The following is a 12,697-nucleotide window of genomic DNA, read 5'->3' as shown; positions in this document are numbered from 1 at the left end:
GATCAGACACGAAGAAACACTGCATGACCGGGCGATCTACCGATATTTCTGGAACGTTTTGCGTACGGCCCATTCTGCAAACAGACCGATGGCTCGACCTGCCATGGACATGTTCTTTCGTTCTGGCAGGTAGATCCCCCATCCGCACGCACTCAATCCGTCGCCTCAATCTTCGCCTCACGCACCAGCTTGTTCCATTTCTGGAAGCTGGACTGAACGACCTTGGCGAATTCTTCTGATGTGCTGCTCCAGATCTCGACATACTGGTTCTTCAGTTGGGACTGGACTTCCTGAGAGCTCAAGGCTTCGCGCAGGGCGGTGTTGAGTCTGTCGAGGGTAGCCTGCGGGATCTTGGCGGGGCCTACCACACCCCACCAGAGCTCACCGCCCGCATCGGCGTAGCCGCTCGCCCCGGCCTCGTCCATGGTGGGTACGTTGGGCAGGAACGGGGAGCGCTTGGGACTGGTGACGGCAAGCGCACGCAGGCTTCCGTTCTCGATGCGCGACATCGTTGTGTTGACGGTGTCGAACATGAAGGTGGTGTTGCCTGCCAGCAAGTCGGTCAGTGCAGGCGCGCTTCCGCGATAGGGCACATGCGTCATCTTGGTGTTGGTCAGCGCGTGCAGCAACTCTCCGGAAAGGTGATTGGACGAGCCATTGCCTGCCGATCCGAAAGTGACATTGGCATCGGGCTTCTTGCCCAGTTCCACCAGCTCCGAGACCTTCGTTATGGGCGATTTCTGGTTCACCAGCAGCACATTGGTGTAGCGTCCCAACAGTCCCACATTGGTGAACGATTGAATCGGGTCGTACTTGATCGACTTGCTCACGTTGGGCACGATGGTCTGCGTTCCCACACTGCCAATACCGATGGTGTAGCCATCCGGCCTGGCTTTTGCCACATAGTCCATGCCCATTGCACCACCGGCACCCGGACGGTTTTCCACGACGATGGGGGTGCGCAGAATTTCGCTCATCTTCTTTGCCACAGGTCTGGAGACGATGTCCATCGGTCCGCCCGCGGCGAAGGGGACGACCCATGTGATGGGCTTGTCCGGAAACTCCGCATGGGCGAGTCCGGCCCAACCCAGTGCGGTCAACGAGAGAATGGGAAGAAAGCGGCGCTTGATCATCATGGGGTGGGTCTCCTGCATCTTGCTGGTGATGGACTGAACCGTCCGTTCATTTGAAGTTGTTGCGAGCTTCGCGGGCCTCGTTGCTTTGGCCGCAGACCAAGGCCTGGTCGACGTCCATGTAGGTGCTCACGTAGTTCAACGCGTTCGCATGTGCGTTCACGCTTTGCTTGCTCATCTTCACCACATGCGATGGCGACTGGGCCACCTTGGCCGCCAGCACCTTGGCGTGTTCGGTGGCTTGCCCTTGGGGCACAAGCCAGTCCGCGAGGCCCCATTCCTTGGCGACGTCGCTGGACATCTTTTCGCCCAGCAACATGATCTGCTTGGCACGCGAGGCACCCACCATGTTCACGAGTCTTGGAACGGTGTGCCACACCAGCGGAATGCCGATCTGGACCTCGGGCACGTAAAGGAACGCGTTGTCCGCCATCACCCGCCAGTCGCAGGCCAACGTGAGGGCGATGCCGCCACCCACGTTCACGCCTTCGATCGCAGCAATGGTGAGTTGCGGAACACTTTCCCATGCCTTGCACATGCGCGCGCCCGTCGACGCGATATGGCGGCGCTCGTCTAGTGGCTTGTCATCGATGGCCCAACGATCCGGATCCTTGAGATCGACTCCAGCAGAGAACGCCTGCGGGCTTCCCGCGAGCACCACGGCCGAGATGTCAAAGCGATCCTGAAAGCTGTCGGCCACGCGAATGAGCTCATTCATCGCCTTGAGCGAAAGCGCATTGCGGCGCTCACCACGGTCGTACGTCACGACGGCTACTGCGCCGAATTCTTCTACCTTGATCATTGGAACGCTCCTTGTCTTTTCGTTTGCTTGGTCTTTCACCTCAGGCCTGCTTGACGGCGCCAGCATTCAACGCAGCAGCAATCTCGGCCTCGCTGAATCCAAACCGCTTGAGCACTGCATCCGTGTGTTCGCCAATCTGCGGAGGCGGCAAGCGCAGGCTTCCTGGCGTGCGATCGAGCTTGACGGGAATACCGGTGACTTCGTACTTTCCGAGCGTTGCCGACATCTGGCGCGTGGCCGTGTGATCGAGCGCCAGCGCCTCCTCCACACTCAGCATCGGCGCGCAGGGGACGCCCAAGCCCATCAGTTGATGGAACAGCTGCTTTCCGTCGAATTGGCTGAGCAAGGCAACCAGTTCTGCGCGCAGAGCGTCGCGATGAACGACTCGATCGCGGTTCTTGCGAAAGCGTTCATCGGTGGCGATTTCGGGTTTTCCAAGCACGTCGCAGAGCTGCGCAAACTGCCTGTCGTTGCCGATGGCGACGAACAGCTTTTCGGTCTTCGTGGGATACAGGTCGTAAGGGACGATGTTGGGATGCCCGTTGCCGGTACGCGCCGACTTGCCGCCATTGAGTGCATTGCTCGTATGCGGATGCAGCATGCCCAACGCAGTGTCGAACAACGTGACTTCGATGGACTGTCCCTTGCCCGACTTCTCGCGTTCGTACAAGGCAAGCAGCACGCCTATGACGGCATTCATCCCGGTGGTGGTGTCCACCAGCGGAATGCCGATACGCACGGGATCGAGAGCCGGATCACCGTTGATTGACATGAGACCCGAGAGCGCCTGCACCGCAGCGTCATAACCTGGCAGCCCGCCAAACTCGCCCTCCTCGCCAAAGCCGGAAACACGGCAATGGATGAGTCGCGGAAACTTGCGGGCCAGCTCGGTGGGACTGTCTATGCCCCACTTCTGCCAGGTGCTGAGCTTGTAGTTCTCGACGAGCACATCCACCTTGTCCAGCAACTGAAAAAGAATCTCGCGGCCAGCGGGCGTGGACAGATCCACCGCCAGATCCTGCTTGTTGCGGTTCAGGCCAATGTAGTACGGCGCATCGCCATCGACGAACGGCGGACCATAGGCCCGTGTGTCATCGCCGTCATAGGACTCCAGCTTGATGACTTCGGCCCCGTGGTCCCCCAGCATCTGTGCGGCGAATGGGCCTGCCAATACTCTGGAGAGATCCAGAACGACCACGCCGTTCAGGGCTGATTTGCTGATTGCGGAATTCATCTCGCCTGCCTTCTTCTGCATCAATCGATCTTTGCGCCCGACGCCTTGACGATCGGTGCCCAGCGCTCGGTCTCGGACTTCATGAACTTGCCAAATGAATCCGGAGTGCCCTGCTTCACGATGACACCCATGCCCTTCATGCGCTCCAGAAACTCGGGACGCGACAGCACTTTCTGAAGCGCGTTGTTGAGCGTCGCAATCACCTCAGGAGGCGTCTTGGCAGGTGCGATCAACCCATACCAGGATGAGACATCGAAGTCCGGAAACCCGGACTCGGCCATGGTCGGGACAGCTGGCGCGGTGGCAATGCGCTCCTTGGTCGTCACCGCCAGCGCACGCATGCGCCCCGCCTGCACAAAAGGAGCGACCGTGGGTACGTTGTCGAACATGCACGAGATCTGCCCCGCCACTACCGCAGCGCCCGCCGGTGCACTGCCGCGATAAGGGACATGGGTCACATCGATGTTGGCCGCGCTCTTGAACAGCTCTCCGGCGATGTGGATGGAGGTGCCATTGCCGGAGGAACCAAAGGTCAGCTTGCCGGGATTGGCCTTCGCATAGGTCACCAGTTCCTGAACGCTGTTGACGGGCAACTGCGGATTCACCACCAGCATGCTGGGAATCGTGCCGACCAAGCCCACGGCTTCGAAGTCGGTACTCAGATTGAAGCCGGGCTTGGCATACAGCGTCTGGTTGATGGCGCTGGTGACCGCCACCATCAGCAAGGTGTATCCATCCGGCTTGGCTCTGGCCACTTGAACCGCCGCGATGTTGCTGCCCGCACCGGGCTTGTTGTCCACGACGACGGACTGCTTGAGTTCGGCCCCCATCTCGGTCGCAATCACGCGCGCCATGGCGTCGGTCGGGCCACCTGCAGCAAACCCCACCTCCAGAGTGATAGGACGATCGGGATAAGCCGCATGAGCCAGATTCACCGACCCCGCAAGTCCCAACGCGATGCCCAATGCGGGCCTCCACGATGACCGTGAAATGCTGCCAACCCAAGTCATTTTCATATTCGTCTCCTGAATGCACTGCAACTCAGGAAATAGTACAAAATGTGATCCACAAATCTAAATTATCTGTACACATAGTGAACACCAAAAATCGCAAAACGAGTCTGGTAGATGCACAGGACCAATCCGCCGGTCCCAGTACCTTGCTCAAGGGTTTGAAGGTGCTGAGCCTGTTGAAGGAAGTATGGCCAGAAGGGTTGGGGGCCACGGAGGTTTCCAGACGAACGGGCATCGAACGAGTCAATGTTCAGCGCCTCTTTCTCGCGCTGGAAAGCAGTGCCTGGGTGCGTCGTGACAAAGCCGGCAAGCGGTTCTTCTCGGGCGACGATGCCGAAGCCATAGGTTCTCGACTTTGGACGCCTCCCGACATCAGTCAGGAGCTGATACTGGCCGCCATGCAAGGAATGCGCAAACTGGCAAAGCAGTTGGGTGACGCAGTATTTCTGATCGGCAGAGATGCCAACGAGTCGGTCGGCCTCCACCGAGAGATCGGCGACTATCCGATGCAGATTCTGGCGAGCTTTCCAGGCAAACGGCACCCCCTTGGCGTGGGCTCGGCGGGCATGGCCCTGCTTGCGGCCTTGCCGGACAAAGAAGCCCAAGCAGTGGTGAAGGCCAATTCGCCCCGTCTTGAGGAATACGGCGGAATCTCCCCCGAAATGATTCACCGCCTGCGCATCAACACCCGCCAACGCGGCTATGCGGTCATGCAGAACTATGCGGTCAGTGGCGCTCTGGGCGTGGGATGCGCCCTCACCCGCGACGATGGAACACCCGTGCTCGCAATGAGCGTGAGCGCGATCACCGACCGCATGCCGATCAAGCGCCAGGCTGAGACTGCCCGATTGCTGCGCCATGAGCTGGACAATCTGCGTGGGCTGTTGTGAAGTCATGCCAATTCTTGGCGATGACTTGATCAGGCTCCCGCGAACCGCTGTCGCGCCGACTGACCTTCCTGGCTGTCGCGGCATACCAGCGCCTGATCTGCATCCATGTATATCGTTGAGCGATGCAGCACGTTGGCGTTTGCGTTGACCGCTTCTTTGCTCATCCGCAGCAACGCGGCAGGCGTCTGCGAAGTCTTGCGAGCCAGTGCAAGTGCCGCTTCAAGTACCTGACCAGGTTCAGCCAGTTCGTCGAGCAGTCCCCAATCCAACGCCATCTGCGCATCGAGCTTTTCGCCAAGAATGATGGCTCGCTTGGCTCGCGCTGGCCCCACCAGAGTGGTCAAGCGCGGAATGGCTCCCCAGCCCATGTTCAGGCCCACTTTGACTTCGGGAAGATAAATGGCGGAGCTGTTGGATGCCACACGCCAGTCGCACGCCAGTGCCAAGGCCGCCGAGCCGCCTACCGCCAGGCCCTCGATGGCTGCGATCGTGATCTGGGGCAGATTCTCCAACGCCTGACACAACCTGGCACCGCGTTGCGCAATGCTTCTGCGGTGCAGCAGACTGGCGTTGTCCTCATTCCATTTGGCGGGATCCTTGAGGTCGATCCCCGCCGAGAAAATGTCCTTGGCTCCAGTGAAGACAACCACCTGAATGTCCAGTTCGTCGCTCAGATCACGCACTGCTTCGGTCAATGCCAGCAAGGTGTCCTGATCGATGGCATTGCGGTTCACCCCGCGATCGAAGCGGACCACCGCTACAGGGCCTTCCACACTGGTGGTGACGGCTTTTCCATATTGCTGCTTCATGGGGTTGTCTCCTTAGGATCATGCAGAGGTGTGATAGCGCCCATCCACCCGTGAAAGCCGGGTCATGTAGCGGAACGTGTAAGGCGGGTAATAACTGATCGCGATTTCCAGCAGCTTGCTGGCGTTATTGCGAAAGCGGCGAATCATCAGAAGCGACGGGTCGCTCTTGGTATAGCCCAGTCGTTTGCCGATGGCTGCGGGGAAGGTCGCCGCAGAAATCTCCATATCGATCGTCCCGACCGTCTCGTTGCAAAGGCGCTCAAAGAGCGGGTAGACACCGCCTGGCTGACTGCCGATATGCTCCACCACGGCCTCGTACTCCTTGCGGATGTAGATGTCGGTCCAGGAAATGGGGCGGTCGGTGCCCGGTAGGCAACGAAACGTGCTGACTTTGATCCAGTCGCTCGGAGCACCTTCAAGCTGCGCTTCAGGCGGGTGAGCCGTCAAAGGGGAGACCACCTTGTGCACGCTCAGTGCGGTGTTCTCCAGATATTGAGTGAGCTGCTCCGTATTCTCCAGCCCCAGACCGAATTGCGGCTGAGTATCCTGCCGAATGACGGTCGTGCCCGCACGCGGCTTGCGCACGACCAGCCCCATGTCGAGCAACCTGCGCGTAGCTTCGCGCACGGTATGTCGACTCACCTTGAATCGTTCACACAGTTCGGCCTCGGTGGGCAAATTCGAGCCTACAGGATAGGCCCCGCTTCGAATCATGCCGAGCAGTTCATCGCTCAGACGACGGTGCAAAGTGTTGCGGCTGGATTTGGACTCTTCGGGCTTCATAAATTCAGGCTCTTCATGGCGGCCAGGGTGTCCGCATTGAAGCGCTGTGGTTGTTCGCTATGCGGGAAGTGTCCCACGCCCGGCCACTCCAAATAGACGGAAGGCACCGATCGTTGCTGAAGCACCGCATGAACCTGCTTGGCCGACTCCGGAGGTACGGACCAGTCCTCCGCCCCCTCCACAATGACGCAAGGGCAATGGATGTGCTCCAGCAACGTCTCCATGCGAAACCCACCAAAAGCGCAGATATCGGCAAAAGCCACATAAGGATTGCAACGCCGTGCATCCATCACGACGTCTTCCACACGATCCGCTTCGGTAGCGCTGCCCATGAGTGTGCGGAAAGTGACTTCGAACCAGTCACCCGGGTTGATGCGCGCCATGTCCAGAATGGCGGGGTTGTATCCGGAGCTCTTGACCACCTTGACGGATGCTCCGTCCACAAGAACGAGTCCACGCACGCGCTCGGGAGCCAACGTGGCAGCCGCAGCCACGATGCCACCCCCCATGGAATGCCCCATCAGCACCGCCGGTGGCAATTCAAGCGCTTCCAGCACCTGCACCAGATAGCGCGCATTGCGCATGCTTTCGTTGTGCGGTCCCCCGATCGGTGTGCTGCTCTTGCCATGCGCGGGAAGGTCCAGCGCGTACACGGTGTAGTCCGCGCCGAATGCCTCCAGATTGTGCTTCCACGAGAGGCTGTCCTGACTCGCCCCATGGACCATCACCAGCGGAGTTGCACCGCTCGCGGGGTTACAAGCAACGTCAAAGTAGGCGCGGATCCCATCCGCCGTTGTCACATAAGGCATATCACTCGCTCCCGGAATGGCACAGCCGCAACACGGCATGGATCAGCAACCAGTTCTGCACGCAGTGGCGCAGATCGCCCTCCACCGTCAAGCGATGTTGGCGCACCAGGCGATTGAACGGAAAGCCGTCAGACAAGTCCTGCAAGGCGGCTTCATTACCGACAAAGGTGAAGGCGGCCCGGTCACCGCGCCCGCTTTCCACCTGATCCGGTGTCACGTGCAGCCATATGGCATCGGTGCTGCCGCTCAGTCGCACGCCTATGGTCACATCGGCCAGAGTGCGGTGCCGTGCCACGAAGGCATCGGCCTGCGCGCGCTGCGCCAGTTGCTGCAGGAACCGGTCATCGAGAATGCGAGGAGAGGTCACTGTCATGCCGTGAATCCTTGCTTGAGTTTGAATTTCTGGATCTTGCCGGACGAGGAATGCGGAAGGCTATCGACCAGAACAATACGCTTGGGCACCTTGAAACCCGAAAGGCGCTGTCGGCAATGCGTGCGCAGGGCTTCCGCGTCAGGAGTGCGGCCTGCAATGGGCACCACGGCTGCCACCAGTTCCTCACCCCACTTCTCGTTCGGCACGCCAAAGACTGCCGCCTCGCGCACATCCTCGTGAGCAGCAAGGCAGTTTTCCACTTCGAGTGCCGCAACGTTTTCTCCGCCAGTCTTGACCATGTCCTTGCTGCGACCGACAAAATAGGCATAGCCCTCGCCATCGATACGGAACAGATCGCCAGTCTTCAACCACCCATCGGCGGTGATGGTTTCTGCCGTGAGTTCAGGTTGGTTCCAGTAACCCTTGAACACCGTGGGGCCCTTCACTTGCAGCTCGCCCGGCCCATTCTGGTTCGACAGCGTCACGCCCTCTTCGTCCACCAACCGGTGAGCGATATGCCGCCAGAAGAAGCCGACGGACCCGGGATGTTCAAGAATTTCACGTGAGTAACGGTTCTTGATGGTGGTGACGCAGCTCTCCGTCATGCCAAAGCCCCAGCCGAACTCCGCGTTGGGGAACACCTTGCGGATCAACTCCTGTCGCCATTCACCAAGCGGAGCGGCCGCAGTCTGCACGTAACGCACCTCGGGCATGCGCAGACTGGAAAACCCTGGATGATCCGTGATGGAGACCCACATGGCCGACAGCAGAAACACATGCGTGGGCTGCACGGTCTGTAGATCATCAATGACGGTTTGGGCGTCAAAGCGCGGCACCACATGCAGACCGCCTCCGGCATAGAGAATCGGTCCATTGAGCACACCGAATCCACCGATGTGGAACAAGGGCGTGGCCATGAGCGATCGGCATTGGGCATCAAGCCCCAACTCCAGAATGTAGTTGACCGAGTTCCACACCAGATTGCCATGAGTGAGCATGGCACCCTTGGGTGATGAGGTCGTTCCCGAGGTGTACATGATGATGGCCACATCGTCGTCGTCCACCACCCCAGTCTGCAGCATCACGGGATCATCCGACGCCGCAGCCTTGTGCAGACCGGGCTCAAGATCGCTGATGCAGACGGGACGGTCCAGCTCGGAAACCATGTCGCACATCTCGCTCACGATGGTCGCAAACTGTGTGTCGTAGACCAACACTCGAGGCGTGCAATCGCTCACCAGAAATGCCAGTTCGTGCGCGCTGTACCTCGTGTTGACAGGCACGATGCTGAAGCCGCTGTAGGCCGTGGCGTGCATCAGCGCCAGATAGTCCATGCTGTTGTTCATGAACACTGCCACCCGATCGCCACGGCGCACACCCAGCTCATCCAAGTGCACTGACAAAGCGCGGGCACGCGCGCAGAGATCCGCAAATCCCAGCGACCCACTATCGTCGGACAAAGCGACACTCTGCGGGCTGCGCAGTGCGTGGAACATGGCGGTTTGATAAATATTCGGCATGAAGACAACTACCAGTTTCTTGACTAGCCGCCCAGATAGGCGGCCGTCACATAGGGGTCATGGATCAGATCGCTGGAATTGCCTTGCAACACCAGTCGACCCGTCTCGAGCACGATGGCGTGCTGCGACAGCTTGAGCGCCAGACGAGCGTTCTGCTCCACCAGCACAATGGTGGTGCCGTCTTCGCTGATGCGGCGAATCGCTTTGGCCACATCCAGAATCACGCTGGGTGCCAGCCCCAGCGAAGGTTCATCAAGCAGCAACAGCCTGGGCCGCGACATGAGCGCGCGTCCGATGGCGCACATCTGCTGCTCACCTCCCGAGAGATGTCGCCCCTGACTATTCGAGCGCTCGGAAAGTCGTGGAAAGTAGCCATACACCCTGTCGATGTCCGATCGGATGCCTGCCTTGTCCTTGCGCAGATAGGCTCCCATCAACAAGTTCTCGTAGGTCGTGAGTTCAGGAAACAAACGCCGCCCTTCCGGCGACAGCGCCAAACCCAGCGCGGTGCGTTCGTGCGTGGGAAGTGCCGTGATGTCATTTCCGTCCATCCGCAGCGACCCAGCCTGCAGGGGAACCAGCCCGCACAGTGCCTTCATGAGCGTCGATTTTCCCGCTCCGTTCGATCCCACAACCGCGCACACACTGCCTTCAGCCACATGGAACGACACATCTCGCAAGGCAGCGATCGGGCCATAGGCCACGGACAAATTCTGTACGTCAAGCATTTTCGAGATCCGCTCCCAGATAGGCTTCGATCACCGCCGGGTTGTCGCGCACGCTCTCCGTGGAGCCAGCAGCCAACAAGCGGCCATTGACCAAAACCACTAATTGCTCGCACAGTCGCATCACCATCTTCATGTCATGCTCCACCAGCACGACAGAGATCCCCGCTTCGCGGTGAATGCGTTCGATCAGTGCGGTCATCTCCTGTGTCTCGTTAGGATTGAGGCCCGCTGCTGGCTCGTCCATCAGCAGCATGAGTGGCTGCGTGGTGAGGGCCATACCCACTCCCAGAATCTTCTGCAGACCATAGGCCAGCGCGCCCGCATCGGCGTCCGCCAGATGGTTCATCTCCAGCAGCCCCAGCGTGGCCTGCGCATGCGCCATGGCCTGCTCGCGTCCAGCACGCACTACGCCTGGGCGAAGCAAGGACCACGGCGTCGGCAACTGTCGCAACAACGCCGATCGATAGAGGTTCTCACGCACGCTCAGTCCAGGAAAAACATGCGTCATCTGAAACGTGCGGCACAACCCGCCGCGAGCGATGGCGGCCGCAGACCGCCCCGTGATGTCTTTATCTGCAAACAGGACGCGCCCGGACTGCGCCTTGGTCGATCCCGCAATCAGATTGAGCAGCGTGGTTTTGCCTGCCCCGTTGGGGCCGATCAATCCGGTGATGCCGCTGCCGTTGGTCTGGAAGGAAACATCGTCCACCGCACGAATGCCGCCGAATGCGCGACGGATGTGCTCCACCGTCAATGTGGCTCTCATGACGCTCCCCCTTCAGGCTTGGCGCGCCGAGTGAGACGCGTCCACAGGCCCGCAATACCTTTGGGCATGAAGCACAACAGTGCGATCAGCACCAGTCCATAAAACAGCCGCTGGTACTGCTGCATGTCGCGGAGGAACTCAGGTAACGGAATCAACACAAAGCACGCGATGATCACGGCAGCCAGAGCACTCACACCACCCAGCACATTGATGATCAATGCGTTCACGGCAGTCCAGAACCCGAAGGAATCAGGCGAGATATAACCTTGATAGTGTGCAAACAGACTGCCTGCCCATCCCGCGAGAGCCGCGCTGAGACCAAAGACAGCGATTCGAAAACGCAAGGCCTCGAAGCCGCAAGCCGTGACCAGCACTTCATCCTGATGCAATGCCGAAGAGAAGATACCCAGCTCGCGCCGATACAAGGCCTTGAGCACCCAATAGCACGCGATGGCCAGCGACATCGCAAGCAGATAACACCCTTGCTTTCCCAATTCCTGCCCGAAGAGACGAATGGGCGGAATCTGCCCAAATCCACTGTTGCCACCGAAGAGGTCGACAAACTCCACGAAGCACAGCACGATGACTTCTCCGAAGGCAAAGGTCAGCAATGCGAAATGAACACCCTTGAGCCTCATGAAGATGGGACCGGTAATCAACGCCACTGCGCCAGATGCCAATCCGGACAATGCGAATGCCCACGGGAAAGCCAGACCCAGATCGCGCGTGAGAATGGCCGATGTGTAGGCCCCGACACCATAGAGCGCACCATGCGCGAGAGACAGCTGCCCGATGCGCAGCATCAGGTTCATGCTCATGGCGATGATGGCGTAGAGGGCAATCATCACGCCAACATGCAGCAGGAATTTCGAGTCATGCAGCACAAGTGGCCAAGCCAGCAGCACTGCCGCCACCACGCATTCGCTGACCCTGCCAAGGCGAGATCCACTAGAGAGCAGATACGGTGAACTCATCGCGACCTCCCCATCAGGCCTGCAGGGCGGAACGTAAGCACCGCCATCACGATGAGGAACGACAGCATCGTCGCCACGGTCGCGTTGTAGAAAGTGGAGGCAATCGCCTCGGTGAAGCTCAGGATCAAAGCGGCGACCACTGCACCCGGCAGGCTGCCCAAACCGCCCAGCACCACAATGATGAAGGCCTTCACAACCACCATCTCGCCCATGTGAGGATTGATGGTGTAGACAGGTGCCATCAGTGCCCCTGCGATGCCTGCAAGCAAGCAGCTCAACCCGAAAGTCAGCGCTGTCATGCGCCACGAACGCACCCCCTGCAGTCGGGCCACTTCACTGTCCTGCGCCACGGCGCGAATGGTGATACCCACACGGGTCTTTTCAATCAGCAAGTAGAAGGCGACGAGCACCAGCAATGTGACACCAACCACCACCAACTGGTCCAACGCGATGAACACACCACCGATCTCCAACACACCCTGAACGGGGCGCTCCACGGTCAGGTCATCCACAGAGAAGATCAACGCCACCGCTTCCTGCAGACACACGGCCAGGGCCAGAGAAACAATCATCCCGCCCATCTCGTCGCCCGCAAAACGCCTGAACAGCAGACGCTCGACGAGAAGCCCACTCAGCCCCACGACAAGCGCACCAACCACCAGTGCCAAGCCAAAGTTCCAACCGAGTATTCCGTAGAACACATAGACGCTGTAAGCACCCAACATGTAGAACTCGCCATGTGCGAAGTTCACCACGCGCATGATGCCGAACACCAGCGTGAAGCCCAGCGCCACCAAGGCGTAGACGAATGCCGTCATCAAAGCGATGACAGAAATCTGTATTGCAATCTGCATAGGACCGCA

The 12,697-nt window shown here is 59.4% G+C and carries 14 protein-coding genes; 1 reads left to right on the top strand and 13 read right to left on the bottom strand.

What is annotated here, in order from left to right:
- Positions 1-152 precede the first annotated feature (152 nt).
- From G7048_RS26690 to G7048_RS26675, 4 genes are read right to left on the bottom strand one after another with little or no spacing between them, the layout of a single operon-like run.
- Positions 153-1,136 carry a tripartite tricarboxylate transporter substrate binding protein gene (locus G7048_RS26690; protein WP_240933374.1) on the bottom strand — a complete coding sequence of 328 codons (984 nt, stop codon included), beginning with the start codon at positions 1,134-1,136 and terminating at the stop codon, positions 153-155.
- Positions 1,137-1,182: 46 nt separating this feature from the next.
- A complete protein-coding gene (locus G7048_RS26685) occupies positions 1,183-1,935 on the bottom strand; it encodes an enoyl-CoA hydratase/isomerase family protein (protein WP_166071509.1) in 753 nt (250 codons plus the stop codon).
- 40 nt (positions 1,936-1,975) lie between these two features.
- The gene (locus tag G7048_RS26680) at positions 1,976-3,169 is read right to left on the bottom strand and encodes a CaiB/BaiF CoA-transferase family protein (protein WP_166071507.1); all 1,194 of its coding nucleotides are present in this window, start codon (positions 3,167-3,169) and stop codon (positions 1,976-1,978) included.
- 20 nt (positions 3,170-3,189) lie between these two features.
- The gene (locus tag G7048_RS26675) at positions 3,190-4,185 is read right to left on the bottom strand and encodes a tripartite tricarboxylate transporter substrate binding protein (protein ID WP_240933373.1); all 996 of its coding nucleotides are present in this window, start codon (positions 4,183-4,185) and stop codon (positions 3,190-3,192) included.
- A 104-nt stretch (positions 4,186-4,289) separates the two neighbouring features.
- On the opposite strand from G7048_RS26675, the gene G7048_RS26670 reads away from it, so the two are divergent.
- Complete coding sequence (locus tag G7048_RS26670; protein ID WP_371747737.1) at positions 4,290-5,072, top strand: IclR family transcriptional regulator; 783 nt, start codon at positions 4,290-4,292, stop codon at positions 5,070-5,072.
- A gap of 29 nt (positions 5,073-5,101) precedes the next feature.
- Here G7048_RS26670 and G7048_RS26665 read toward each other — a convergent pair whose 3' ends face one another.
- From G7048_RS26665 to G7048_RS26625, 9 genes are read right to left on the bottom strand one after another with little or no spacing between them, the layout of a single operon-like run.
- On the bottom strand, positions 5,102-5,881 hold the full coding sequence (locus tag G7048_RS26665) for an enoyl-CoA hydratase/isomerase family protein (RefSeq protein WP_166071505.1): 780 nt from the start codon (positions 5,879-5,881) through the stop codon (positions 5,102-5,104).
- Positions 5,882-5,899: 18 nt separating this feature from the next.
- Positions 5,900-6,664 (bottom strand): GntR family transcriptional regulator, encoded by a 765-nt coding sequence (locus G7048_RS26660; protein ID WP_166071504.1) that lies wholly within the window; start codon positions 6,662-6,664, stop codon positions 5,900-5,902.
- Positions 6,661-7,473 carry an alpha/beta fold hydrolase gene (locus G7048_RS26655; protein WP_166071503.1) on the bottom strand — a complete coding sequence of 271 codons (813 nt, stop codon included), beginning with the start codon at positions 7,471-7,473 and terminating at the stop codon, positions 6,661-6,663. Before G7048_RS26655 ends, G7048_RS26660 begins: the two co-directional genes overlap by 4 nt.
- 1 nt (position 7,474) lies before the next feature.
- Positions 7,475-7,846: an SCP2 sterol-binding domain-containing protein gene (locus G7048_RS26650; RefSeq protein WP_166071502.1), complete on the bottom strand. Its 372-nt coding sequence runs from the start codon at positions 7,844-7,846 to the stop codon at positions 7,475-7,477.
- Positions 7,843-9,342 (bottom strand): class I adenylate-forming enzyme family protein, encoded by a 1,500-nt coding sequence (locus tag G7048_RS26645; RefSeq protein ID WP_240933372.1) that lies wholly within the window; start codon positions 9,340-9,342, stop codon positions 7,843-7,845. Before G7048_RS26645 ends, G7048_RS26650 begins: the two co-directional genes overlap by 4 nt.
- 47 nt (positions 9,343-9,389) lie before the next feature.
- Positions 9,390-10,094, bottom strand: a complete 705-nt coding sequence (locus G7048_RS26640) for an ABC transporter ATP-binding protein (protein WP_166071500.1) — start codon at positions 10,092-10,094, stop codon at positions 9,390-9,392.
- Complete coding sequence (locus G7048_RS26635; RefSeq protein ID WP_166071499.1) at positions 10,087-10,860, bottom strand: ABC transporter ATP-binding protein; 774 nt, start codon at positions 10,858-10,860, stop codon at positions 10,087-10,089. Before G7048_RS26635 ends, G7048_RS26640 begins: the two co-directional genes overlap by 8 nt.
- Positions 10,857-11,834, bottom strand: a complete 978-nt coding sequence (locus tag G7048_RS26630) for a branched-chain amino acid ABC transporter permease (RefSeq protein WP_166071498.1) — start codon at positions 11,832-11,834, stop codon at positions 10,857-10,859. The genes G7048_RS26635 and G7048_RS26630 overlap by 4 nt, the downstream gene beginning before the upstream one ends.
- Complete coding sequence (locus G7048_RS26625) at positions 11,831-12,688, bottom strand: branched-chain amino acid ABC transporter permease (RefSeq protein ID WP_166071497.1); 858 nt, start codon at positions 12,686-12,688, stop codon at positions 11,831-11,833. Before G7048_RS26625 ends, G7048_RS26630 begins: the two co-directional genes overlap by 4 nt.
- Positions 12,689-12,697: the final 9 nt, after the last annotated feature.

This window comes from Diaphorobacter sp. HDW4B (genome assembly GCF_011305535.1).
Classification (GTDB): domain Bacteria; phylum Pseudomonadota; class Gammaproteobacteria; order Burkholderiales; family Burkholderiaceae_C; genus Diaphorobacter_A.
This window is presented reverse-complemented; position numbering and strand designations above follow the sequence as displayed.

Coding starts and splice junctions, on each gene's coding strand:
- G7048_RS26650 (WP_166071502.1), bottom strand. CDS start 7,846: ATGACAGTGACCTCTCCTCGCATTCTCGATGACCGGTTCCTGCAGCAA.
- G7048_RS26675 (WP_240933373.1), bottom strand. CDS start 4,185: ATGAAAATGACTTGGGTTGGCAGCATTTCACGGTCATCGTGGAGGCCC.
- G7048_RS26665 (WP_166071505.1), bottom strand. CDS start 5,881: ATGAAGCAGCAATATGGAAAAGCCGTCACCACCAGTGTGGAAGGCCCT.
- G7048_RS26685 (WP_166071509.1), bottom strand. CDS start 1,935: ATGATCAAGGTAGAAGAATTCGGCGCAGTAGCCGTCGTGACGTACGAC.
- G7048_RS26655 (WP_166071503.1), bottom strand. CDS start 7,473: ATGCCTTATGTGACAACGGCGGATGGGATCCGCGCCTACTTTGACGTT.
- G7048_RS26640 (WP_166071500.1), bottom strand. CDS start 10,094: ATGCTTGACGTACAGAATTTGTCCGTGGCCTATGGCCCGATCGCTGCC.
- G7048_RS26690 (WP_240933374.1), bottom strand. CDS start 1,136: ATGATGATCAAGCGCCGCTTTCTTCCCATTCTCTCGTTGACCGCACTG.
- G7048_RS26645 (WP_240933372.1), bottom strand. CDS start 9,342: ATGTTCCACGCACTGCGCAGCCCGCAGAGTGTCGCTTTGTCCGACGAT.
- G7048_RS26660 (WP_166071504.1), bottom strand. CDS start 6,664: ATGAAGCCCGAAGAGTCCAAATCCAGCCGCAACACTTTGCACCGTCGT.
- G7048_RS26625 (WP_166071497.1), bottom strand. CDS start 12,688: ATGCAGATTGCAATACAGATTTCTGTCATCGCTTTGATGACGGCATTC.
- G7048_RS26680 (WP_166071507.1), bottom strand. CDS start 3,169: ATGAATTCCGCAATCAGCAAATCAGCCCTGAACGGCGTGGTCGTTCTG.
- G7048_RS26630 (WP_166071498.1), bottom strand. CDS start 11,834: ATGAGTTCACCGTATCTGCTCTCTAGTGGATCTCGCCTTGGCAGGGTC.
- G7048_RS26635 (WP_166071499.1), bottom strand. CDS start 10,860: ATGAGAGCCACATTGACGGTGGAGCACATCCGTCGCGCATTCGGCGGC.